The 23,673-nt window shown below is 64.7% G+C and carries 20 protein-coding genes; 8 read left to right on the top strand and 12 right to left on the bottom strand.

All coding sequences use genetic code 11. The features are described from left to right. From ACE103_RS11390 to ACE103_RS11360, 7 genes are all read right to left on the bottom strand, one after another. Entirely contained in the window at positions 1 to 750 is a 750-nt protein-coding gene (locus ACE103_RS11390; RefSeq protein WP_223969959.1) for an SDR family NAD(P)-dependent oxidoreductase, read from the bottom strand. 1 nt (position 751) lies between these two features. Continuing rightward, positions 752 to 1,546 carry an enoyl-CoA hydratase/isomerase family protein gene (locus ACE103_RS11385; protein WP_375779482.1) on the bottom strand — a complete coding sequence of 265 codons (795 nt, stop codon included), beginning with the start codon at positions 1,544 to 1,546 and terminating at the stop codon, positions 752 to 754. 13 nt (positions 1,547 to 1,559) lie between these two features. Next, positions 1,560 to 2,057, bottom strand: a complete 498-nt coding sequence (locus ACE103_RS11380; RefSeq protein WP_375779481.1) for an aromatic-ring-hydroxylating dioxygenase subunit beta — start codon at positions 2,055 to 2,057, stop codon at positions 1,560 to 1,562. Continuing rightward, positions 2,057 to 3,316 (bottom strand): Rieske 2Fe-2S domain-containing protein, encoded by a 1,260-nt coding sequence (locus ACE103_RS11375; protein ID WP_375779480.1) that lies wholly within the window; start codon positions 3,314 to 3,316, stop codon positions 2,057 to 2,059. The genes ACE103_RS11380 and ACE103_RS11375 overlap by 1 nt, the downstream gene beginning before the upstream one ends. 188 nt (positions 3,317 to 3,504) lie before the next feature. Beyond that, complete coding sequence (locus tag ACE103_RS11370) at positions 3,505 to 4,008, bottom strand: hypothetical protein (protein WP_375779479.1); 504 nt, start codon at positions 4,006 to 4,008, stop codon at positions 3,505 to 3,507. After that, positions 4,005 to 5,102, bottom strand: a complete 1,098-nt coding sequence (locus tag ACE103_RS11365) for a phosphotransferase family protein (RefSeq protein ID WP_375779478.1) — start codon at positions 5,100 to 5,102, stop codon at positions 4,005 to 4,007. The genes ACE103_RS11370 and ACE103_RS11365 overlap by 4 nt, the downstream gene beginning before the upstream one ends. Further along, positions 5,072 to 6,625 carry a long-chain fatty acid--CoA ligase gene (locus ACE103_RS11360; RefSeq protein WP_375779477.1) on the bottom strand — a complete coding sequence of 518 codons (1,554 nt, stop codon included), beginning with the start codon at positions 6,623 to 6,625 and terminating at the stop codon, positions 5,072 to 5,074. Before ACE103_RS11360 ends, ACE103_RS11365 begins: the two co-directional genes overlap by 31 nt. Before the next feature lie 202 nt (positions 6,626 to 6,827). On the opposite strand from ACE103_RS11360, the gene ACE103_RS11355 reads away from it, so the two are divergent. From ACE103_RS11355 to ACE103_RS11325, 7 genes are all read left to right on the top strand, one after another. After that, positions 6,828 to 8,051, top strand: a complete 1,224-nt coding sequence (locus tag ACE103_RS11355; protein WP_375779476.1) for an ABC transporter substrate-binding protein — start codon at positions 6,828 to 6,830, stop codon at positions 8,049 to 8,051. Between the two features lie 54 nt (positions 8,052 to 8,105). After that, positions 8,106 to 9,221: a hypothetical protein gene (locus ACE103_RS11350; protein WP_375779475.1), complete on the top strand. Its 1,116-nt coding sequence runs from the start codon at positions 8,106 to 8,108 to the stop codon at positions 9,219 to 9,221. Then, positions 9,221 to 10,147, top strand: a complete 927-nt coding sequence (locus ACE103_RS11345; RefSeq protein WP_375779474.1) for an acyl-CoA thioesterase — start codon at positions 9,221 to 9,223, stop codon at positions 10,145 to 10,147. Before ACE103_RS11350 ends, ACE103_RS11345 begins: the two co-directional genes overlap by 1 nt. A 211-nt stretch (positions 10,148 to 10,358) precedes the next feature. Further along, positions 10,359 to 10,592 (top strand): hypothetical protein, encoded by a 234-nt coding sequence (locus ACE103_RS11340; RefSeq protein ID WP_223969971.1) that lies wholly within the window; start codon positions 10,359 to 10,361, stop codon positions 10,590 to 10,592. A gap of 280 nt (positions 10,593 to 10,872) precedes the next feature. After that, positions 10,873 to 13,203, top strand: a complete 2,331-nt coding sequence (locus ACE103_RS11335; RefSeq protein ID WP_375781091.1) for a TonB-dependent siderophore receptor — start codon at positions 10,873 to 10,875, stop codon at positions 13,201 to 13,203. Between the two features lies 1 nt (position 13,204). Beyond that, positions 13,205 to 14,224: an extracellular solute-binding protein gene (locus ACE103_RS11330; protein WP_375779473.1), complete on the top strand. Its 1,020-nt coding sequence runs from the start codon at positions 13,205 to 13,207 to the stop codon at positions 14,222 to 14,224. Then, positions 14,217 to 15,434 carry a PepSY-associated TM helix domain-containing protein gene (locus tag ACE103_RS11325; protein WP_375779472.1) on the top strand — a complete coding sequence of 406 codons (1,218 nt, stop codon included), beginning with the start codon at positions 14,217 to 14,219 and terminating at the stop codon, positions 15,432 to 15,434. The genes ACE103_RS11330 and ACE103_RS11325 overlap by 8 nt, the downstream gene beginning before the upstream one ends. A gap of 9 nt (positions 15,435 to 15,443) precedes the next feature. Here ACE103_RS11325 and ACE103_RS11320 read toward each other — a convergent pair whose 3' ends face one another. Both ACE103_RS11320 and ACE103_RS11315 read right to left on the bottom strand, forming a co-directional pair. After that, the gene (locus ACE103_RS11320; RefSeq protein WP_375779471.1) at positions 15,444 to 15,971 is read right to left on the bottom strand and encodes a DUF4269 domain-containing protein; all 528 of its coding nucleotides are present in this window, start codon (positions 15,969 to 15,971) and stop codon (positions 15,444 to 15,446) included. A gap of 225 nt (positions 15,972 to 16,196) precedes the next feature. Next, entirely contained in the window at positions 16,197 to 17,825 is a 1,629-nt protein-coding gene (locus ACE103_RS11315; protein ID WP_375779470.1) for an isocitrate lyase, read from the bottom strand. Positions 17,826 to 17,969: 144 nt separating this feature from the next. On the opposite strand from ACE103_RS11315, the gene ACE103_RS11310 reads away from it, so the two are divergent. Beyond that, positions 17,970 to 19,409, top strand: coding sequence for a short-chain fatty acyl-CoA regulator family protein (locus tag ACE103_RS11310; protein WP_375779469.1), 1,440 nt, complete (start codon positions 17,970 to 17,972; stop codon positions 19,407 to 19,409). A 9-nt stretch (positions 19,410 to 19,418) separates the two neighbouring features. Here ACE103_RS11310 and serA read toward each other — a convergent pair whose 3' ends face one another. The 3 genes from serA to ACE103_RS11295 form a co-directional block, all read right to left on the bottom strand. Next, entirely contained in the window at positions 19,419 to 20,672 is a 1,254-nt protein-coding gene (serA, locus tag ACE103_RS11305) for a phosphoglycerate dehydrogenase (protein WP_375779468.1), read from the bottom strand. A gap of 352 nt (positions 20,673 to 21,024) precedes the next feature. Beyond that, complete coding sequence (locus tag ACE103_RS11300) at positions 21,025 to 22,116, bottom strand: ABC transporter ATP-binding protein (RefSeq protein ID WP_223969984.1); 1,092 nt, start codon at positions 22,114 to 22,116, stop codon at positions 21,025 to 21,027. Between the two features lie 80 nt (positions 22,117 to 22,196). Then, positions 22,197 to 23,636 (bottom strand): extracellular solute-binding protein, encoded by a 1,440-nt coding sequence (locus ACE103_RS11295; RefSeq protein ID WP_375781090.1) that lies wholly within the window; start codon positions 23,634 to 23,636, stop codon positions 22,197 to 22,199. Between the last annotated feature and the right edge of the window lie 37 nt (positions 23,637 to 23,673).

Here is a 23,673-nt window from a genome sequence, read left to right as displayed (position 1 = left end):
TCAGCCGCCGATGCCCATGCCGCCGGACACGCCGAGCGTCTCGCCGGTGATGTAGGCGGCCTGGTCGGAGGCCAGGAACAGCGCGGCGGCCGCAACCTCCTCCGGCTCGCCGAGCCGGCCGAGCAGCGTCGCGCCGGTCATCGCCTGCAGGATCTTGTCGCCGCCCTTTGCCACCGCCTGCTCCAGCATCGGCGTGCGGATCGGTCCCGGCGCGATCGCATTCGCAGTGATGCGAAAGCGTGCATTTTCGCGCGCGATGCTCCTGGTGAAGGAGATCACGCCGCCCTTGGCCGCGGAATAGACCGCGCCTCCCTTGGAGCCAAGCCGTGCGGCCTCCGACGTGACATTGATGATGCGGCCGAACCGCGCCGCCTGCATCGCCGGCAACGCGGCGTGCGTACAGGCGAGCACCGAGATGAGATTGACCGCGATCAGCCGGGCCCAATCCTCCGCATTGGTGTCGGTGAAGAAGGCGTGCTGATCGACGCCGGCATTGTTGACGACGACGTCGAACGGGCCGTCCTGCGCGATCACCGCCTGTACGGCGGTTGCATCGCAGACATCGAGCCCGGCGACGCCGGCACCGGTCTCCCGCGCAAGTTCGGAAGCTGCCGCCACGTCGAGATCGGCGATCACGACCCTTGCGCCCGCCCCAGCGAAGCCGCGCACGATCGCAGCCCCGATGCCGCGCGCGCCGCCGGAAACGAAGGCACGTCGGCCATCGAGACGTCCGAATGGCAAGGTCGCCACGTCAGCGCCCCGTGAAGACAGGCTTGCGCCGCTCGATCACGGCGGCGAGCCCTTCGCGCGCGTCGGCCATGCCGGAAAGTTCGGCAACGGTGCGCGCCTCCTCCGACAGGCACTGCTCGATGCTGGTGCCGGTGCCGGCCCAGACCAGCCGCTTGGTCGCCGCCAGCGCCTTCGGCGCACCAGCCGCGAGCTCCCGCGCCAGCGCGAGCGATGCATCGACGAGCTCGGCATCGGGCACGACCTTGGTGACGATGCCCATCTGCAAGGCTTCGGTTGCCGGGATCACCGGGTTGGTCAGCAGGATCGACATCGCCCGCCGCAGACCGACGAGCCGCGACAGCGTGACCGAGACGCCGGCATCCGGCGCCATCGCCACCCGCGTCGCACCGGCGAGGAATTTGGCCGATTCCGCCGCGATCACGATATCGGAGGCGCAGACCAGGCCAAAACCGCCGCCACCCGCCGCGAAGCCCTGCACCGAGGCGATGACCGGCGCCTCCAGCCGCAGCAATCCGGTCACCGCATTCTGCAGATACGCGGTGGCCTGGCGGATATAGTCGGGCAGCTTCTCGCCCTTGGAGGCAAAGGCGCGGACATCGCCGCCGGCGCAAAAGTTCGTGCCCTCGCCGCTCAGCAGCACGACGCGCAGATCCGGATGGCCGTGGCAGACCATGATGGCGTCGCATAGCGCGCTCAGGAGCTCGGCGCTCATGCCGTTAGCAGCATCGGGGCGGTTGAGCCGCAGCCGCGCGATGCCGTCGGTGATGTCGAGCAGAACGGGGCCCTTGTCGATCATGGCGAAACCTTCCCTAAACCAGGAATGACAGCGTGTAGATCGCCTTGTCGTTGTTGACGAGGATGACCTTCTTGCTGGCCATCCGCAATTCGCCATCGGCATGGCGCAGCCGGTATTCATTGCGCGCCGCCCACAGCGTGTCGTCGCGCAGGCTCGACTCGAAAATCAGGCTGTTGCTGGCGACCGCGATGTCGCCGTCGTCTGGCTGCTCGTCCATCAACTCGATGTTGGAGATCAGCCGGCGCAGGTTCGACTGCGGCGTCTGGGTAAAGTGCTTGCCGGTCATCAGCTGCCGGACCCGCAGCGCGATGCGCGAGCGGTTGTCGTAGATGATCGACATCTGCCGCTCCGGATCGATGTCGGCGCCGTTGGCCGGCACCCAATAGACGCCGTCATCGGTCCACAGCTTTTCCCAGGCCTCGTATTGATGCTCGTCCTGAAGCCGCGCCTCGCGATAGAGGAAGGCGGTGATGGCGCTCATCAACGTGGCGCTGCTCTCGCGCGACAGCATCAGGCCGGCTCCATCAGCTTGCGATAATGGGTCCAGATGCCGCGCGACGGCACCTCGTCGGTGACGTGGCCGACCGTAAAGCCGAGCTCATCCTGCCGCTGGCGCTTCTCGCCGCGGCCGAGGAAGATCCATTCCGGATTGCGCGCCAGCACGCCGCGGTGGCAGCGCTCATACATCTCGGAATCATCCGCGAGCAGGAAGCCGGCCGGGCCGACCGAACCCATGGTCTGCTGGCGCAGCCTTCGGTTCAGATCGGGCGCGCCCTTGAACTGCAGCGCGGTGACGTGCTGCACGCTGTCGTCGACGCCGAGCGGCTGGATCACGAACATCTGGATCTCGGCAATGAACAGGTTCGGAAAGATCATCACATGCGGCGTTCCGTCGATCATGATCTCGCGCGCCGCGGTGTCGCCATAGGCGGCCTTCATGCGCGCGGTGTAGTCGGGCAACCGTTCCTCGCTGGTGCCGAACCAGCTCATCGGCGCATCGCGCTCGCGGAACTCGGGCCGCAAATCGATCTCGGTGTGGCCGTTGCCATAGTCGCGCGTCAGCGCGGTCGAGGCGCCGCCATAGAGCTTGCCGATCATGCTGTCGGCGACGCCGAAGATCGAGGTGTGCACGAAAGCCGGGTGATAGCCATCGCACTCGTTCTCCAGGATGAACTTCCAGTTCGCCTTGACGCGGTGCTTGAGGAAGCCCGCCGTGATCTCGACCTCGCCCTCGGGCGAAGCGCGCACCAGCCGATCGATGGTCTCCGCGGCACCGCCGAGATGTTCCTTCAAGGTCGGGCCGTCGGCCGCGAACGAGCCGAACACGAAGCCGCGGTAGGACTCGACGCGCGTCACCCGCCCGAGCGCGAGCTGCGCCTTGTCCTGCCCCTCGTAACCGTCGGGGAAGGCGTAGCCGACCAGCCGGCCGTCATTGGCGAAGGTCCAGGAGTGGAACGGACAGGTGAACGAGCGCGCATTGCCGCGCTCAAAGGAGCAGACCTGGTTGCCTCGATGCGAGCAGCGGTTGAGCAGCAGATTGACCTTGCCCTGCTCGTCGCGCGTCATGATCACGGATTGCGGGCCGATCGACTTGACGACGTAGTCGTTGGCGTTCGGAACCTCGCTCTCGTGCCCGACATAGATCCAGGTCCGGTACCAGATGTTCTTGAGCTCGGCCTCGAAGATCTCAGGATCGGTATAGAGCGATCCGTGCACCCGGTCGGGCCGAATCAGCCGCTCCCATGGCGAGACGCCGGTCATCATGTTCATCGCTCCGTCTCCCTCGCCGGCCGCTTGCCGCGGATGCTTTCACCGGTGGCCAATAATAATCCGAACGACCGTTCGGTCAATGAATAGCACGTGCGCCGCGGGCGAGCAAGCTTCTTTACGAACCTTAGCGCCGATCGGCGGAACAGCGCGCAATGATGCAATCCCCGGTGGTTGGCGACGCAACCACATCAGCCCTGCGCCGCGCCGCCATCGCCGCCTGCGATCTGCTGCAGCATCGACTTCGGCGTCGTCGCGAGCTCGATCTTGAGCTGGTCGCAGATCGCCCGTCGCAGCAGCTGCTCGATCCCGATCGCGAGATCGCGATTGGCTGCGCGCGCGTCCGCACCGCTCGCCCAGAGCAGAAGCTGCCCCAGCCGCCGGTCGCCATCGTCGCGCAACGCCTCGATCGCGGCAGCGTCGGACAAGTCGCTCGGGAGGCGCGGCATCGCTGGAATCTCCGGATGCGTTATTCCATCGGCCAACCGTTTGACCGCCGCAAAAGTATCGTCCTGCAGGCGCACCTGCTCGAGCAGCGGCCCGACCTTCCAGTCGGCCGCGAGCTTCAGCCCGTTCAGTGCGTAGATCGCGGAGAACACCTGCCCGCGAACGAAATCGTCGTTGCTCTTGGGCACGACATGGCTTTGCAGGGCATCGATGATGCCGTCGACCAGCCGCTCGAAGGATGCACTCATGCCGCGGCCTCCAATGCGCGATCGAAGGCCCGCACGATCGAGGGCATCTGGCTTGCCATCACCGCAAGCCGCATGTCGCTGAAGCGATCGACCTCGAAGGCGCGCACCGCGCACATCTGGATCGCCGCCGCCTGATACAGCGCATAGGCCTCGTAGAAGGCGAGGCTCTTGTCCGAGACCGCAATGCCGGAGGCACGCTGATAGAGATCGATCACCTCGGCGCGTTCGAGCACGCCATAGAGCTTCCGGCTCCTCGCATTGAAGGTCGGCATCATCGCCCAGGCCAGATCCTCATGGGGATCGCCCAAATGAGTGAGCTCCCAATCGAGGATGGCGGTGATCCGCCCGTTGTGCTCGATGAAGTTCCCGATCCGGTAGTCGCCATGCACGATGGTGCGGCACGGCGGTTGCGGGCAGTTGTCCTCAAGCCAGCGTCCGCCCCAATCGAGCAGCGGATAATAACGCGCGGTCGGACGCGCCAGCGACGCGCGCCAGCCGGCGATCGCGCAGACTTCGGCGCGTTCTCCCCCCTGCTGCAGCGATGCGAATGCAGTTGCGCCTGGATCGGTCCGATGCAGCGACGCCAGGATCTCGACGAACTGCCGGGCGATCGCACGCTTGTGGTCCGGATCGATCTCGCTCGCCGCCCAGGGTGCGGGAACATCGCCCTCGACGTGCTCGCAGATGAAGAAAGGAAAGCCGATCTCGGCACCATGCTGTTCTGATGACACCAGCGCCGGAACCGGCACACCGCTACCGGCCAGCGACTGCAACGCATAGACCTGCGGCAGCACCGAGTAAGGCGCAAACAGCCCGTTCGGCGGACCGACGCGCAGGATCAGCCTGCGATCCCCTTCGGCCGCAGAGCGCGCCACGAAAGCATAGGTGATCCAGGAGAAACCCGACGATTTGCGGCCGAAGCTCTCGATCTCCGTCCGGTCCCCGGATATTCGCGACAAATGCTGCGCGAGCGCCGTCCGCACCGCGTCGTCATTGACCGCGACTGGACGAACAGGCTCCGGCGCGGCCGGCACATCATCGGGTCGTTTGGCAACGTCCTGCATCAATTGACCGACCTCGTATAGCCCTGCCATTTCTCCTCGCGTAGCGCCGACTTCATGATCTTGCCGGAGCCGGTCAGCGGCAGCGGCTCGAGGCGGATGTCGACCGAGCGCGGGCATTTGTAGCCGGCGATCAGGGTGCGGCAATGCGCGATCACCATGTCGGAATCGAGCCGCGCACCGTCCTTCGGCACGACGATCGCATGCACCGCCTCGCCCCATTGTGGATCGGGCACCGCAATGACGGCGCATTCCCTGACTTGCTCGTGCTGGAAGATGGCGTTCTCCACCTCGCCGGAATAGACGTTCTCGCCGCCGGAGACGATCATGTCCTTGAGTCGGTCGACGATATAGACGAAGCCGTCCTCGTCCATCCAAGCGCCGTCGCCGGTGTGCAGCCAGCCGTTGCGCAGCACGCGCGCACTCTCCTCCGGCTTGCGCCAATAGCCGAGCATGACGCCGGCGCCACGGATCGCAATCTCACCGACTGTGCCGCGCGGCACTTCGTTGCCCGCGGCATCGATGATGCGGATTTCGACGCCCGGCGCCGCCCGCCCTGCCGATTTGCGCTTGCCCGCCAGCGGTCCTTCCAGCGCGTGGTACTCCCACGGCAAGATCGTCGCCAGCGCCGCGCTCTCGGTCATGCCGTAGCCCTGGTGGAAGCGCCAGCTCGGCAGCACCCGCATCAGCTTGACCAGCAGCGCATCCGGCATCGGAGAGGCGCCATACTCGCAATCCCTGACGCTGCTCAGATCATACGTCCCGAAGGACGGATGATTGAGCATCATGTTGAGCATGGTCGGCACGAACAGGCAGTAATCGACCTTGTGCTCGGCGATGGTCCGCATCGCGAGCTCGGGCTCGAATTTCGGGATGGTGACGTGAGTGCCGCCCACCAGCGTCAGCGCGATCATCGGTGAGGTGCCGGCGAGATGGAACATGCCGGCCGAGTGCAGATACCTCGTGTCTTCGCGGAACCGGAGCGCATAGATCCAGACCAGCGATTCATAGATGATGTTGGCATGCGACAGCATCACGCCCTTGGGGAAGCCGGTGGTGCCGCCGGTGTAGAAGATGCCTGCGAGATCGTTGTAGGCGCCGGATGCATCCTCGATCGGCGCATGCGCGATGAGCGCGTCATAGCCCTGCATGCCGTCGGGAACCTGTCCCTCGTCCAGGTAGACCATCGCGGTCAGTGATTTCGCGCCGCGCAGGCCTGACGCGATCTCGGCAAAGGCCTCGTCGACCAGCAGCAGTTTTGGCGTGGAATCGTCGATCGCATAGGCGTTCTCGGCGACCGCCCAGCGGGTGTTGAGCGGCACCGCGACCGCACCGGCCCAGGCGATGGCATAGAGCGCTTCAATGTAAAGGTCGCTGTTGTGCGCAAGAATCGCAACGCGATCGCCGGCCTCGATGCCGAGCCGCCGCAGCCCGCCCGCGGCACAGGCGACGCGATGGCCGATCTCCTTCCAGCTTCGCGACCGTCCCGCATGGATGGTGCCGGGCGCATCCTTGCGCAACTGCACCGCCGAGATGAGTGCCTGCGTCAGCTTCATGTTTCCTCCTCGCCGCCATGCGGCCGCGCGCGCCTGCGGATGTTTCCGTCATGCGTGAAGCCGATACGCCGCCCGGATATTTTAGTTGATAATCCGGACAGACGGTCTATTATTGCACAGCCAACGCGACGGGTAAAGCCCTTGAAGGCACCGCCGCAGGGATCAACGAGCCTCGCAAAAGAGGACGTCATGGGAGGGGAAGATGCGGAAGCCAATCACAACGCTTGCCGCGTGGGCGCTCGCGCTCACCGGCGCGCTCGGAACAGCGAACGCGCAGAAGGCCTATGGTCCCGGGGTCAGCGACACCGAGATCCTGCTCGGCGCCAATGCGCCCTACAGCGGACCGGCGTCGATCTATGCGAGCTTCCCGAAGACCATGCTCGCCTACTTCACAATGCTGAACGAAAAAGGCGGCATCAACGGCCGCCACATCAATTTCGTAACCCGCGATGATGCCTATAGCCCGCCAAAGACCGTCGAGGTGACGCGCGCGCTGGTCGAGAACGACAAGGTGCTCGCGATCATGGCGCCGTTCGGCACGCCGACCAACGCCGCGATCCAGAAATACCTCAACAGCAATGCCGTCCCGCAACTTCTCGTGCAGAGCGGCGGCACCCGCTGGAACGATCCCAAGCAGTTTCCCTGGACGACGCCCTACTCGCCAACCTACGTCAACGAGTCCCGGATCATCGCCCGCTACGTGCTGCGCGAGAAGCCGGATGCCAAAATCGGCGTGCTCTTGCAGGCCGACGACATCGGTAAGGATTTTGTCCTTGGCCTGAAGGAAGGGCTCGGCGCCAAGGCCGACACAATGATCGTCAAGGAGGCGATGTATCAATCGACCGAGCCCACGATCGACTCGCAGATCGTGAATTTGAAGGCGTCCGGCGCCGACACCATCCTGATCGCCGCGCAGAACAAATTCGCCTCGATGGCGATCCGCAAGATTCATGAGCTCGGCTGGAAGCCGCTGATCTTCCTCGGCTCGACCGCGAATTCGATCGCCGGCGTGCTGGTGCCGGCGGGGATCGAGGCTTCGACCGGCATCCTGACCACGACCTCCTACAAGACGCCGAACGATCCAGCCTGGGCCAATGACAAGGGCATGACCGACTATCTCGCCTTCGCCGCGAAATACATGCCGGGGATGGACCCGAACGACGTGATCGCGGTGACCGGCTACACCACGGCCCAGCTCGGCGCGATCATCTTGCAGCGTTGCGGCGACAACCTCACGCGGGAGAACGTGCTCAAGCAGGCCACCAACCTCAGCGGCATCGAGCTGCCGATGCTGCTCCCGGGCATCACCATCCAGACCACGCCGCAGGACTACGCGGCCATCACCGAACGCCGCTTCGCCCGCTTCGACGGCAAGACGTGGGTGCTGTTCGGCGACATCGTGGGCGCGGGCCCGGCCAAGGACTGATCCCGCACCACCCATCCGACCGACCGAACCGGCTCAAACATAAGGACAAGAACAATGCTGACAGCCCAGGACGATCTCATCGGCCACCAGACGCCGCAGCCGTTCGCCAATGCCGCCGGCGGCGATGCAAGGTTCACCGAGCGCTACTGGTACACCGCGCATCCGATCGATGGCAGCGAACTGCTGATCGACATCGGGCTCGGCTATTACCCGAACCGCAAAGTGATGGACGGATTCGCCGGCATCACGATCGGCCGCCGCCAGCACAATTTCCGTGCCTCGCGCCGGCTCGGGACTCGTCCGCTCGAGACGGAGGTCGGCGGACTCAGGATCGAGATCGTCGAGGGCAACAGCCTGCACAGGGTCTCGCTCGCCGACAATCCGTCCGGCATCAGCTTTCAACTTGAATTCAAGGCAAGCTTTCCGGCGGCGCAGGAGAAGCAGAATTTTCGCGAGCGCAACGGCGTCGTCGAGGAGGACCTCGCGCGCGTCTCGCAATTCGGCCGTTGGCGCGGCTGGATCGTCGCCGACGGCAAGCGCTACGACATCGCGCCCGAACTATGGTGGGGACAGCGCGACCGCTCCTGGGGCCTGCGATCGGAGATGCGTACCGACGAGACCAGACCGCCGGTTGCAACCCATCGCAATTTCTTCTGGACCTGGTCGATGTTCCAGTTCGAGACGTCGGCGCTGTCGGTCTTCATCAAGGAGCGCACGCCCGGCAAGCCGCATTACCTCTCGGGCACCGAGTTCCGCCGCGAAGCCGACGGATCGGTTTCGCATCGCGAGGTGACCTCGGTCGAACACAATATCGAATGGGCCGACGATCCGCTCGGCCAGACCATCGCGGTGGCCGACTTCACCTTCAGCTTCGAGCGCGGCGAACCGCGCCATGTCAGAATGCGTGGGTTGCCGATCCGGTTTTATCTGAAGGCCGGCATGTATGGCGGCCTGCAAGGCTGGACCCATGGCGACGACCGCGGCGAGAACCACGCCGCGCACGACATCTGGAACCTCGACGACGCGGCGACGCGCGCCGTCGCGCGCACGCTGTCGGACCATGTCGTCCGACTCGAAAGCGGCAACGAGACCGGATTCGGCATCAGCGAATACGGCGTCGCCGCCGGCTATCCGCTCTATCCGGGACCGCAGAAATTCCCGGCGATGTGATGGACGGGCAAGGCAAGCGCGTCGCGGAAGGGTACGACGCCGCGTGCGATCCGTGGGACGACAAGGCGGCCGAGGCGCTGGTCTCGCTCGAGACCATCGCACCGCTGCGCTATCGCAGCCGCTTCGGTGACGGCAATCTCAACGGACGCTCTTACGGCGGCCAGATCCTCGGCCAGGCCATGATGGCCGCAACACTCAGCGCGCCGGAAGATCGCCCGGCGGCGATGCTGCAGCTGTTGTTCCTGCGCGGCGCCGATCCCAGCCGACGCATCACCTTTGATGCGGAGCTTCTGCAGGACGGCAAGCGGTTCTCCTCCCGCCATATCGTCGGCAGCCAGGGCGACGGACGCACAGTGCTGAGTGCGCAGGCCACGTTCTGCGCAGCCCAGCCGGGCCCGCGACACGCAGCGCCGTTCGCGCGATCGGAGGATCCCGAAAGCCTGCCCGATCTGACCATGATCGCCGACGGGCTGATGGCGCAGTTGCGGCCGCTTGGTCCCTATTCGCCGCACATCAAGCCCAGCATGGATTTCCGCATCCCCGAGATCGAACGTCAGCTCTCGGCCGCGACGGCGGGGCCGCGCCTGCGCTTCTGGATCAGATGCCGGCGGCCACTCGCCGCCGGTTCCCGCGCCCAAGCCGCGGTGTTCGCCTATCTCTCGGATTGGTGGCTCAACTTCTCCAGCGTCGGCGGCCATCTCCGCGACTTGCAGGCGCGCACGCCGCTCTATCTGTCGAGCCTCAACCATTGCATCTGGTTTCATCGTGCATTTTCGCCCGACGCCTGGATGCATGTCGAAACCGAGAGCCCCTGCGCCGATGGCGGCCGCGGGCTGTCGATCGCCCGCGTCCATGACCGCGATGGGTCGATGCTTGCGACCTCGATCCAGGAAACCCTGATGGTACATCCGGATGGCGATGCGTAGGTCACGCTGCAACAGTTGAGACGGCGCCGTGATCGCGGCTGAGTTGCAGCCGCTGTTGATCACCGGTTCCATGACCTGTTGAATCCCGGCAACACCGCCAGACAAAATGCGCAATCGTGCAGATTGCGCATTTTGAACCACGACTGTGCCGCATCTCGGTCCAATCCTGCCTGCGGATGGCGCAACAAAAACACGATTGGGGAAAACCACCATGCAGCAGGCACCGTCGGGCGCACGGAGCGCGGAACCGTCCGGATATGTTCTCTACTTCCAGCTTGCCAGCAATGGCGCGAGACGCGCGTGCAGTCTGACGATCCAGGCGGAAAGCGCCAACGAGGCGGCCCGAATCTTCCGCGAGAACTGGAACGCGATCGAAACGATGGCACGCGACGGCGTGAGCACGGGGATGGTCGGCACGGCGCCCGTCAGCCTGGCGATGTCGTGAGGCGCATCGCGCCCTACACGAGCGATCCTACGCTTGAGGCGTGACAGGATAACGACCGCTCACTTCAGACCAGGATCGCGCGACCATTTGACGCGCTAACGGCACATCAAGTCATGAGATGAGGGGCTCGCGCACACACGCGAGCCTCGTTGCGTCTTAGAACGATTCAAATCCAACCCGGTTAGAGGGATTCAAGTCTGCTCCGGTTCTTTTCGCGCGCGCCGACTGCTAGAGGCGCGGCGTGAATGAGTTCGCGTGAATCGGAAATGCAAGAGTGCCTGTGAATGCTGATGGCCGGATTGTCGGCGACCGTCGAAATGCTGCCGACAAGGGCCGCACCCATCTGCTGATCGGCGCAGCATTCCTCTTCGCCGACGTCTCCTCCGCGGTGAAGCCGGCAAGCGCCCAATCGAGCGTCCCCTTGCCGCCGGTCACGGTCGAGCGACCGACGCAGAAGCGCAAGCCCGCCGCTGCGGCGAAGCCGGCGCAGCGAACGCAATCGGCCGCCGCGGCACGGCTGCGCAGCCGGAATGCGCAACCGGAGCAACCGACACCATCGGAGCGCGCGGCCGCTGCCGCCGCCGTGTTGAACGAGGCCAAGCTGCACTATCGCGCGATGCCGAGCTCGACCACCCTGCGCAGCGGCGCCTCGCCGCTCGACACCGCGCAAACGGTCAACGTCGTGCCGGAGCAGGTGCTGAAGGACCAGTTGCCGCGCAATCTCGACGACGCGCTCGCCAACGTCAGCGGCGTCACCCAGGCCAACACGCTGGCCGGCACCCAGGATGCGGTGATGCGCCGCGGCTTCGGCGACAACCGCGACGGCTCGATCATGCGCAACGGCATGCCGCTGGTGCAGGGCCGTAGCCTCAACGCTGCGGTCGAGAGCGTCGAAGTGCTGAAAGGCCCGGCGTCGCTGCTCTACGGCATCATGGATCCCGGTGGCATCGTCAACACGATCAGCAAGCGCCCCGAGCTTTATCAACATGGCTCGGTGACCCTGCTCGGCTCGACCTACGCCAACAACAAGAGCGGCGCCGACGGCACCATCGACATCACCGGCCCGATCGGCAATGGCGGCCTCGCCTATCGCTTCATCGGTTACGGCGTGAGCGAGGACTATTGGCGCAATTTCGGGCGTCATCGCGAAATGCTGGTCGCGCCGTCGCTGGCCTGGTACGGCGACAACACCACCGTCCAGCTCAATTACGAGCACCGCGAGTTCATCACGCCGTTCGACCGCGGCACCGCGTTCGATTCCGTGACCAAGGCACCTCTGGCGATCCCCGCGACGCGCAGGCTCGACGAGCCCTTCAACAACATGTGGGGCAATTCGGACCTGATGCAGGCCTCGGTCGAGCATCGGCTGAACCAGGACTGGAAGCTGTTCGCGGCCTACAGCTACAACACCGAGACATTCAGCGCCAACCAGCTCCGCATCACCGGCATCAACACCAAGACCGGCGCAGAGACCCGTAGCAATGACGGCACGCAGGGTTCACTCAGCAATTCGAGCTACGGCACCTCCTATCTGCAGGGCAACGTCTGGCTCGGCGGTTTCCGCAACGAGGTGCTGTTCGGCGGTGACGGCCAGTACCGCACAATCTACCGCGACAATCTGATCCGGCAGGCGACCCCGACCTTCAACTTCTACAATCCAGTCTACGGGTTGATCACGCCGGGCACCACGGTGTCCGCCGCCGACAGCGCCCAGACCGACAAGCTCGGCCAGTGGTCGCTGTTCTTCCAGGACACGCTGCACCTGACCGAGCGCTTCGCGCTGGTCGGCGGCGTGCGCTACATGGAATACGACCAGATCGCGGGCAAGGGACGGCCCTTCATCACCAACACCAACGTCTCGGGCGACAAGGCACTGCCGCTGGGCGGCGCCATCCTCAAGCTCACCGACGAGGTCTCGCTCTATGCGAGCTACACCCAGTCGCTGAAGCCGACCTCGACCATTGCACCGCTCACCGGCGGCGTCGTGATCGGCTCCAACATCGCCCCGGAAGAGGGCACCCAGTGGGAGACCGGCGTCAAGTTCGACTTCAACAAGCGGATCTCCGGCACGCTTGCGCTTTACGACATCGACAAGAAGAACGTGCTGGTCTCGCAGCTCAACCCTGCGACAAGCATCGTCGAGTATCGCACCGCCGGCAAGGTGCGCTCGCGCGGCGTCGAACTCGACGTCACCGGCCGGCTGACCGACAATTGGAGCATGATCGGCAGCTATGGCTATACCGATGCGCGCGTCACCGAAGATCCGACGCTCGCCGGCAAGGCGCTGCAGAACGTCGCGCTCAACACCGCCTCGCTCTATTTGGTCTATGATTTCGGGACCACCCTGCCCGGCCGGCTCCGTCTCGGCGGCGGCGCGCGCTATGTCGGCGACCGGCCCGGCGACGCCGCGAACAGCTTCGTGCTCCCGGCCTACACCGTCGCTGATGTCTTTGCGACCTACGAGACCAAGGTCCACACGTTCCCGGTGATCTACCAGTTCAACGTCAAGAACCTGTTCGACACCGTTTATTATCCCTCGGCCGTCAGCAATCTGGCCGTGGCGATGGGCGACGCGCGGCGCTTCTCGCTCTCGGCGACGGTGAACTTCTAGCATGGCTACGGCACGGACAGCGATCGGACTGCTGGCCGTCCTGGCCGCGTGCGCCTGCACGCCGGTCCGCGCCGACGAGCTCACGCTCTACTCGACCCGTGAAGCCAATCTGGTCGAACCTGTCGTCGCGGCCTTCGCGGCGGCGACCGGCACCAAGGTCAACACCGTCTTCGTCGAGGACAGCCTGGTCAAGCGCCTGACATCCGAGGGCGACAATTCGCCCGCGGATGTCCTGCTCACCATCGGCCTCGACAAGACGACCCAGCTTGCCGCGCGCGGGCTGACGCAGGCGATTGCATCTCCTGCGCTTGACCAGGCGGTTCCGGCGAACCTGCGCGGCGGTGACGGCCAGTGGATCGCGCTCGCCATCCGTCCGCGTGTGGTGTTCGCACGCAAGGACGATCCTCTCGCCGCGATCACCTATGAAGAGCTCGCCGATCCCAGATGGCGCGGCAAATTGTGCATGCGACCAGCCGCGCACCAGAACAATGTCGCGCTGATCGCTGCCTATCTTGCGCATCACGGAACAGATGTGACGCAGTCCTGGCTCGTCGGGCTGAAGGCCAACCTCGCCCGCAAGCCGGCCGGCAAGGACAATGACGTGGTCCGCGAGATCGCGGAGGGGCGCTGCGGCATCGGGATCGGCAACACGGTCGCGCTCGCGCAACTCCGTGACGGCCGCGAGGGCAATGACTTTCGCATATGGGCAGACGCCGTGAAGGCGGTGCCGACTGCGTTCGCGGACGGCGGCAGTCACGTCAATCTGACGGGCGCGGCGATCGCCCGGCACGCACCGCACCCGGCCGCGGCACGCGCGTTCCTCGAATTCCTCGTCACACCCGAGGCCCAGACGATCTTCTCCACCGCCGAGCTGGAACACCCCGTGCTGGCGACCGCAAAGCGGGCGCCGATCGTGGAAGAAATCGGATCGTTCGCCGCCGATGCCCTCCCGATCGACGAGATCGCCGCACATCAAGCGGCCGCAATCGCACTGATCCGAAAGGCCGGATTCGATGAATGATATCCGCCGCCCGATCAAAGCCGCGCTGCTGCAGGTCCATTCCCTCGCCGGCCTGGCGCTGGCGCTGCTGTGGGCCGTGGTCGGCATCACCGGCGCGACGATGGCGTTCGAGGACGAGATAGAGGCGACCCTGAACAGCCGCATCATGCGCGTCGACGCCAGTGCGACGCGGCGGCTGACACCGGATGAATTGGTCACACGGCTGCAGTCGGCCGGTGACTTCGGCAGAGCCTCCGCCGTGACGATGGCAAGCGACCCGTCAGCGGCCGCTCGGATCCGCTTCGCCCGCAGTGAAGTCGGCACGCGGCCGTCCTCGGTCTATGTCGATCCCTATAACGGACATGTGCTCGGCTCGCCGCGCGGCGAGGACTTCTTCGCCACTGTTCGCAAGCTGCATCGCTGGCTGCTGTTGCCCGGCGACGGCAACGGCATGGGCCGCAAGATCACCGGGTCAGCCGCGATCTGCCTGATCGTGATGCTGATATCAGGCCTCGTGCTGCGCTGGCCGCATCGCGCGCGCAGCGTGAAGATGTGGCTGAAGCCAAATCTCGGCCTGCGCGGGCGCGGCCTGCACCGCTCGCTGCACGCCGTGATCGGCACCTGGGTGCTGCCGGTCTATCTGGTGATGACGCTGACCGGCCTGTGGTACTCGTTCGAGTGGTACAAGGCCGGCGCCAACTGGCTGCTGGCGCGGCCGCAAGCCACGGCGACCGCGATGCAGCCCAAGCCGCCGCGCGGCGCGGCTGCCGCAGCGGACAAGGGCGAAGCCGGGATCGAAGCGAAGAGCGGCGAGATAAAGCCGCTCGCCTTCGATCGGGTCTGGACCACGTTCCTGCAGCAAGAGAATAACGATTACGGACGGGTCCTGCTGACCCTACCCGCCGGCGCGGGCACGGTGGTGCGCGTGCGGTCATGGTCGCGGGATTCCTCGCTCGAGAGCGTGCGCGACGAATTCCGTATCGACGCCGTCACTGGACGCGTCATCTCGTCGGATCGCTACGCGGACAAGACGTTCGGCGAGCGCGTCCTTGCCGGCGTGCTCGACATCCATCGCGGCGCCATCCTGGGGTGGCCCGGCAAGCTTGCCTTCATGCTGGCCGCCGCCCTGATGCCGCTGTTCGCTGTGACCGGACTGCTGCTCTATCTGTCCCGCCGCAGGCACCGGCGCCTTGCGCGCCCACCGATGGGTCACCTCGTTCCGGGCGAATGAACCTCGCGATCAGCCGAGGCCGCACGCCGCGAGCCGGGCGCGCAACTCGGCGTCCGTTTCAGCCGCGAGCTCGAGCAGCCCGAGATAGGGATCGCCCGGTATCCCGAGCGCGGCGGCGAACGCCGGCTCGGTCTTGAGACCATCTGCCCGCAATTCGCTGACGGCTCGCCGCAGCCGTCCGTCATCAAGCGCGAGCAGCCGCCGCTCCACCTCGAAATGGATCCAGCCCCGCTGCTGGCGCACGGGAAGCTGATCGCCGAACAGTTCGAACGGCCAGCCATCCCACACAAAGCGGGCAATCGCCGGCCGCGTCCCCGAGGTCCATCGGTAGAGCACGAAATCATCGGCCGATTGATAGTGGGACCAAACGATGTCCGCGAACGCGTTCGGATCCAGCGCATGACAGACGATATCGACGTCGCTGCCCGACACGGCAAGGCCTAGCGGCAGCGTTCCGACGATATGGGGATCGAACGGCCTGAGCAGCTCCATCACGGCGGAGCTGGTGACGGCGGATGCATAGTGCCCGATAGTCATCGCGTGGCGTGCCCTCGAGATCGCGGCGAAGCAATACCACGCTCGCGCGGAATGAGGGAACCTCGACAAGCCGGGCGAAGCCTGACGGGAGCGGTCTTGTAAACGCTGCGGGGCGATTTCGACCGCGTCACCGCGGTCGAAATCGCCCCGCTAAACAAGCAGACAGGCGGGACTGCCTCGCAATCCCGCCTGTCCAGCCGATAGTCGCTTTGATCGTTCGATCGACTAGCCGAACTGGTTCATCGTGTTGTGGGCGCCGCCCGCCTTGAGGGCAGCTTCACCGGCGAAGTACTCCTTGTGATCGTCGCCGATGTCGGAGCCCGCCATGTTCTGATGCTTCGCACAGGCGATACCCTGACGGATCTCCGCGCGCTGCACGTTCTTGACGTAGCCAAGCATGCCTTGCTCGCCGAAATACTCCTTCGCGAGATTGTCGGTCGACAGCGCAGCCGTGTGATAGGTCGGCAGCGTGATCAGATGGTGGAAGATGCCGGCGCGCTTGGCCGAATCCGCCTGGAAGGTGCGGATACGCTCGTCGGCTTCGATCGCCAGCGGCGTGCCGTCGTATTCCACCTTCATGAGTTCGGCGCGGTTGTACTTGCTGACATCCTTGCCGGCTTCCTTCATCGCGTCGTAGACCTGCCAACGGAAGTTGAGCGTCCAGTTGAACGACGGCGAGTTGTTGTAGGCCAGCTTCGCGTTCGGAATGACCTTGCGGATACGATCGACCATCGAGGCGATCTGCTCGATATGCGGCTTCTCGGTCTCGATCCACAGCAGGTCAGCGCCGTTCTGCAGCGAGGTGATGCAGTCGAGCACGCAGCGATCCGCACCGGTGCCGGAACGGAACTGGTAGAGGTTGCTGGGCAGCCGCTTCGGACGCATCATCTTGCCGTTCTGGTTGATGATGACGTCGCCGTTGCGCGCATTGGCAGCCGTCACTTCCTCGCAGTCGAGGAAGCTGTTGTACTGATCGCCGAGGTCGCCGGGCTTGTGGCTCACGGCGATCTGCTGCGTCAGGCCGGCGCCGAGCGAGTCGGTACGGGTCACGATGATGCCGTCTTCGACGCCGAGCTCGAGGAACGCATGGCGGCAGGCGCGGATCTTCGCGATGAACACCTCGTGCGGCACGGTGACCTTGCCGTCCTGGTGGCCGCACTGCTTCTCGTCGGAGACCTGGTTCTCGATCTGCAGGGCGCAGGCGCCCGCCTCGATCATCTTCTTGGCGAGCAGGTAGGTCGCCTCGGCGTTGCCGAAGCCGGCGTCGATGTCGGCGATAACAGGCACGACGTGGGTCTGGAAGTTGTCGATCTTCTCGATCAGCGCCTTCTCCTTGGCCTTGTCGCCTTCCTTGCGCGCCGCATCGAGTGCGCGGAAGGTATCATTGAGCTCGCGGGAATCCGCCTGGCGCAGGAAGGTGTAGAGCTCTTCGATCAGCGCCGGCACCGAGGTCTTCTCGTGCATCGACTGGTCGGGCAGCGGACCGAACTCTGAACGCAGCGCCGCAATCATCCAGCCGGACAGATAGAGGTAGCGGCGATCGGTATTGCCGAAGTGCTTCTTGACCGAGATCAGCTTCTGCTGCGCGATGAAGCCGTGCCAGCAACCGAGCGACTGGGTGTACTTGGTGCTGTCGGCGTCATAGGCGGCCATGTCGGCGCGCATCAGCGCAGCCGTGTAGCGGGCGACATCCAGACCGGTCTTGAAGCGGTTCTGCAGGCGCATACGCGCCACGGCCTCGGCGGTGACGCCGTTCCAGGTGTCCTTGGTCTTGAGCAGCGCTTCGGCCGCCTCAAGCTCGCTCTGATACGAAGCCGGCCCCTGGATGCTGATCCCGCGCGGTTGGAAGTTCATGTCCGTGATCCCTTCGGTGACGAAATAACTGGTCTCTTTGTAAGCCCAGCCTCACCGGGAGCTAGACCTAGCGCGGAAAACTTGTCATAACTTACAAGAAACCGATGTATTATTGTAAGAATCTTACAAACCTTGGATGAGGCGATGGTAACCTCAAGCGCCCGTTCCGTTTTCATGGGTCCGCGGCTGCGGCGGCTGCGGCGCGATCTCGGGCTGACCCAGGCCGACATGGCGGCCGATCTCGAAATCTCCGCCCCCTATGTCGCGCTGCTGGAACGCAATCAGCGGCCGGTGACGGCGGACATGCTGCTTCGCCTGGCCCGCACCTACAAGATCAATCTGGCCGATCTCGCCGGCGACGGCGGCGCCGATCACACCGCGCGCATGCAGTCGGTCTTGAAGGAACCGATGTTCGCCGACATCGACATCCCCGCGCTCGAGGTCAGCGATCTCGCGGTCAGCTATCCCGGAATGACCGAAGCGTTCCTGCGCCTTTACACCGCCTATCGCGAGGAACAGCTGGCACTCGCGGAGCGGCGGGCGCCGGACCTGGTGGGTGGCGGGTCGCACTCGGGGCAGGAGAATTTTGACGCCAACGATCCCGTCGCGGAAGTCAGGCGATTTCTCGCCGCGCGCCGCAACAATTTCGCCAACCTCGACGATGCCGCCGAGCGTCTCGTCCATGAACCTGCGGGCCCAGCCGGATTTATCGAGCGGCTTCGCGAGCGTCACAAGCTCCAGGTCCGCTATCTGCCGCCGACCGTCATGCTCGGTTCGGTCCGGCGACTGGATCTGCATCGCAGGCAATTGCTGCTCGAGGATTCGCTCGATACCGCAGGTCTCAATTTCCAGCTGGCCAAGCAACTCGCCTATCTGGAGCTGGAAGGCGAGATCAGCGCGGCGGTGGAAGACGGCAAGTTCACCAGCAAGAGCGCCGAGTTGCTGGCCCGCCGCGCGCTCGCAGCCTATGCCGCGGCCGCGCTCATCATGCCTTACTCCGTGTTTGCGAAGGCGGTCGAGACGCGGCGTTACGATCTGGAGGCGCTGGCGCGCCAATTCGGCACCAGCTTCGAGCAGATCGCGCACCGCGTGACGACGTTGCAGCGGCCAGGCCTCGAGAAGGTGCCATTCTTCCTGATCCGCGTCGATCCGGCCGGTAACATTTCCAAGCTGCTCGATGGCGCCGGCTTCCCGTTTGCAAAGCACGGCGGCGCGTGTCCGCTATGGTCGGTGCACGATATCTTCAAGACGCCGCGCCAGATCGTCACGCAATGGCTGGAATTGCCCGACGGCCAGCGGTTCTTCTCGATCGCCCGCACCGTGACCGCCGGCGGCGGCGCGTTCGGCGCCATCCGCGTCGAGCGGGCGATTGCGATCGGCTGTGCCGCCGAGCATGCGGGCCAGCTGATCTACACCCGTGACGGACAGGGACCGAACGCGGATGAGCCGACCCCGATCGGCGTCGCCTGCCGGGTCTGCCATCGCCCGAGATGCGCGGCCCGGTCGGCACCGCCGATCGGACGCGAGATTCTTCCCGACGATTTCAGAACCTCGAGCGTCCCGTTCGGCTTCTCGGCCGATTGACGCGGCCGATCAACCCTGCGGCCGGTTCGCGTCATACAGCACCCGCACGCGGATCGTGCCGTCAATGTCTTTCAAATCGGCCAGCAGTCCCTCGCCCTCGCCGCCGACAACGTCGGTCTCGAGCACGACATAGCCGACTTCCGGATCGGTCTGCAGATATTGCGCCAGGATGTTGATCCCGTGCCGGGAAACCGCGTCGTTGACCTGACGCATGACGCCCGGAACATTGCGGTGAACATGGATGAAACGGGTGCCGGTCGGTCGCGCCGGCAATTGCACCTGCGGAAAATTCACCGCGCCGAAGGTCGACCCGACATCGGAATAATCGATCAGCTTGCGCGCAACTTCGCCGCCGATGCGATCCTGCGCCTCTTCCGTCGAACCGCCGACATGCGGCGTGAGGATGACGTTGGGGAGGCCCTGCAGCGGCGAGACAAAGCGCGCCTCGTTCGACACCGGTTCGACCGGGAACACGTCGACTGCGGCACCCGCCAGCCGCTCCTCACGCAGCGCGCCCGCCAGCGCGTCGAGATCGACCACGGTGCCGCGCGAATTGTTGATCAGATAGGCCTCGGGCTTCATCAGCTGGAGCTGGGCTGCGCCGATCATGTTGGCGGTGGTCGGCGTCTCCGGCACATGCAGCGAGACGACGTCGCTCGCTACGAGCAACGCGTCAAGCGATTCGGCGGGCTCGGTATTGCCGTGGCGGAGCTTGTCGGTCTGATCGAAATAGATCACGCGCATACCCATGGCTTCCGCGAGGTTCGACAGCTGCGAGCCGATGTTGCCGTAGCCGACGATGCCGAGCGTCTTGCCGCGCACTTCGCGGCTGCCTTCGGCGGACTTGTCCCAGCCGCCGGCATGTGCGGAGACCGAACGCGGAAAGATCCGCCGGAACAGCATGACGATCTCGGCGATGGTCAGCTCCGCCACGCTACGGGTGTTGGAGTATGGCGCGTTGAACACGGGGATTCCGAGCTTTCGCGCGGCGTCGAGATCCACCTGATTGGTGCCGACCGAAAAGCAGCCGACAACGAGCAATCGGTCGGCGACCTCGAGGATTTCCGCAGTCAGCTGGGTCCGCGACCGAATTCCCAGCATATGGATACCCGACAGCGCTTGCTTGAGCTCTTTGGGCCCCAGCGCCTTGGGCAGACGTTGCAACTCGGTATAGCCGTTCGCCTCGAACATCCGGACTGCGGAATCATTCACGCCCTCCAGCAGCAGCACGCGTATTTTGGTCTTGGGCAGCGACAGCATCATCAGGATCCGGGCTCGTGGGTTCGGGCAAGTCATGCACGAACGCAGTTTCGACGGATCAGGTGATAACATGGAAAACAATCGCATCAGAAGCCGCCATCGGTGGCACGTCCTGCGATTTCCGATGAAGCCCGCTCGATCGGCGCGCCCAGATGCAGGAGCAGGAACCGATTCAGCCAAATGTCCTGCCAATTCGCCGGCAAAGCCCCTGCAGCGGCTCCCAAGGCGTTCAAACGCCCGCTCCGGCTCACTCGTTGGAGGTCAGTCAAACTCGGCGCCGAGGGTCATATCCGGAGCGCTGGCCTCACTTCCCCGGTTCCGGCGCCCGCAAGCCTGCCACCGTCGCCGGAGCAGATCAGGAAATCGCCATCCCTGACGTCTTGTCGAACAAATGCGTTCGCTCAAGATCGAGCGCGACGTCGATGACGTGATCCGGCTCCGCGGCGACGCCAACCGGCATTTGCGCGGTGAACGCAAAGCCCGCGACCGTCCCGATCACCAGCGTGTGCGGCCCCAGCGGCTCCACGTCTTTCACGAGCAACCGGACGGAAGAACCCGCCGGCGCGCCTTGCCGCAACACATGATCGGGCCGCACGCCGAGCACCACGGGCTTGCCGACGCTTGCTGCGTAGGCCGCCTCGCGGGACTTCGGTATGCGCAAAGCCGTGCCGGATGGGGCGGTGAAGGTGAGCGCGCCGTCGCTGGCAATGATCTCACCATCGATGAAGTTCATGCTGGGCGCGCCCATGAAACCCGCGACGAAGAGATTAGAGGGCTTCTCGTAGATCGTGATCGGATCGGCCGCCTGCTCGATCCGGCCTTTGTTCATCACCACGACGCGATCGGCCATCGTCATGGCTTCGACCTGGTCGTGCGTGACATAGACGATCGTCTTGGCGAGACGGCGATGCAGCGCCTTGATCTCGGTCCGCATCTCGATGCGGAGCTTGGCGTCGAGATTGGACAACGGCTCGTCGAACAGAAACACATCCGGGCTGCGCACGATGGCGCGGCCGATCGCCACGCGCTGGCGCTGCCCACCGGAAAGCTGCTTGGGCCGGCGTTGCAGGTATTGCTCGAGGTCAAGGACGCGCGCCACGTCATTGACGGCCTTCTCGATGCTGGCGCGCGATTCACCGCGCACCTTCATGCCGTAACCGATGTTTTCGCCGACCGTCATGTGCGGATAGAGCGCGTAGTTCTGAAACACCATCGCGCAATTGCGCAAGCCGGGGCGCAACTGCGTGACGTCGCGATTGCCGATGCGGATGGTTCCGCCGGTGACGGCCTCCAGTCCCGCGATCATGCGCAATGTCGTGGTCTTGCCGCAGCCGGACGGTCCGACCAGCACGACAAACTCCTCGTCGGCCACGTTGAGGTCGAGCCCTTCGATGATCTTGTAGGGCCCGTATGCCTTGCTGACGTTCTCGATCTCGACGTGCGCCATGGAATCCTTTTCCGTCCCCTCGACGGCAGGTAAAGCCCCGGATAACGCTCGCGCATCATCCGGGACGCCTCACTGGAAAGCTAGTTCTTGGGCGGGAGGCCCATCGCCGCGCGATAGGCGGCGAGCTGCTTGGCCCGGCCGAACTCGTCGGTCAGGCGATTCCATTCCTTCGCCATCGCGTCGAGCGCCGCTTGCGGCGTGGTCTGGCCGGCGAGCGCCTTGCCGAGCTCTATCTCCACCACCTCGGTGTAGGAGAAATAGCCGGGCAGACGCATGTCGAGCGCGACGTTCTTGGCGTTGATGGAGTCCGATTGCGCGCCGAGATATTCCTTGGCCTCTTCCGGCGAGAAGATCTTGCTCCACAGTTGCAGATTGGCGGTGTGCGATTTGCGATAGGGATTGACGCCGCTGCCGCCGGTGATCGCCGCCTGGCCCGACACTTCGGGGCTCGTCAGCGTCTTGACGAAGTCCCACGCCGCCTGCTGGTTCTTGCCGGCCTTCGGCACCGCGATCTGCCAGCCGCCGAAGGCCATGAACGGGCCCGGAATGACGCTCGGGAACTTGTCCCATTTCTTGGTCTTGGCGTTCCAGATCTCATCCGAACCGGGCAGCATCGCCGAGCCGACCTTGCCCGAAATCTTGGACTGCTTCGGATCGGCGGCGATCACACCGGTGTCGCCCCAGCCGATCGATTCCGCCACCTGCCCACCGGCCACGGCTGCGTTCACCTCGCCGAACGAGAAGTTCAGCGCGTTGGGCGGCCCGAGCTTCGATGCGCGGATGTATTCCTCGAGCCCCTTCACCCAGCCCGGGTTGTTGATCTGCGCGTCCATCGTCTCGGGGTCGAAGAACATCGCACCCGGATAGTTCGGACTGTTCGCGTAGGCCGCCGCATGGCTGAAGAAGAACCAGAATTGCTGACCGCCGCGACGAAACGCTTCCGCCGTTCCCCACAGGCCCTTGTCGGGCCGCTGGAAGAACTCCGCGATGTCGAGATACTGCTTCCAGGTCTTCGGCGGCGCGAGATCGTAGCCGTATTTGGCCTTGAACGCGTCCTTCTCCTTGGGATCGCTGAACAGGTCGGTGCGGTAGGTATAGGTGTGGACGTCGCCGTCCATCGATTGCGAGTAGATCTTGCCTTCCCACACCATCAGGCGTTCGCGATAGGCCGGCTCGATATCGTCCCAATCCTTGCCGGACTGCATCTCCTTCGGCATCTCGCTGAGATAGGGGACGAAATCCGGCAGCCAGGCCGGCGCAAAGCTGACGAGATCGAACGTCGCGTCCGACGCCGTGAGCGATGTCGCGATCTTCGGATAGAGCTCGGACCATGGAAACTCGACGACATTGACCTTGCCGCAGGTCTTCTTGGCCCATTCGTCGGCGCCGAGCTTGAGCGCGGACGCGATATACGGTCCGGTCTGCGACGCCACCGTCAGGGTGACGCCGGTGTAATCCGGGCTACAGGCAGCATTCGCCTGACTCGCGGCGCAGGCCATCGCGAGCGAGGTGGTCAGCATCAGGAACGTCCGTCGCAACATCGTCTAGTCCTCCCTA

Source organism: Bradyrhizobium sp. ma5 (assembly GCF_042258955.1).
Taxonomy (GTDB): Bacteria; Pseudomonadota; Alphaproteobacteria; order Rhizobiales; family Xanthobacteraceae; genus Bradyrhizobium.
This window is presented reverse-complemented; position numbering and strand designations above follow the sequence as displayed.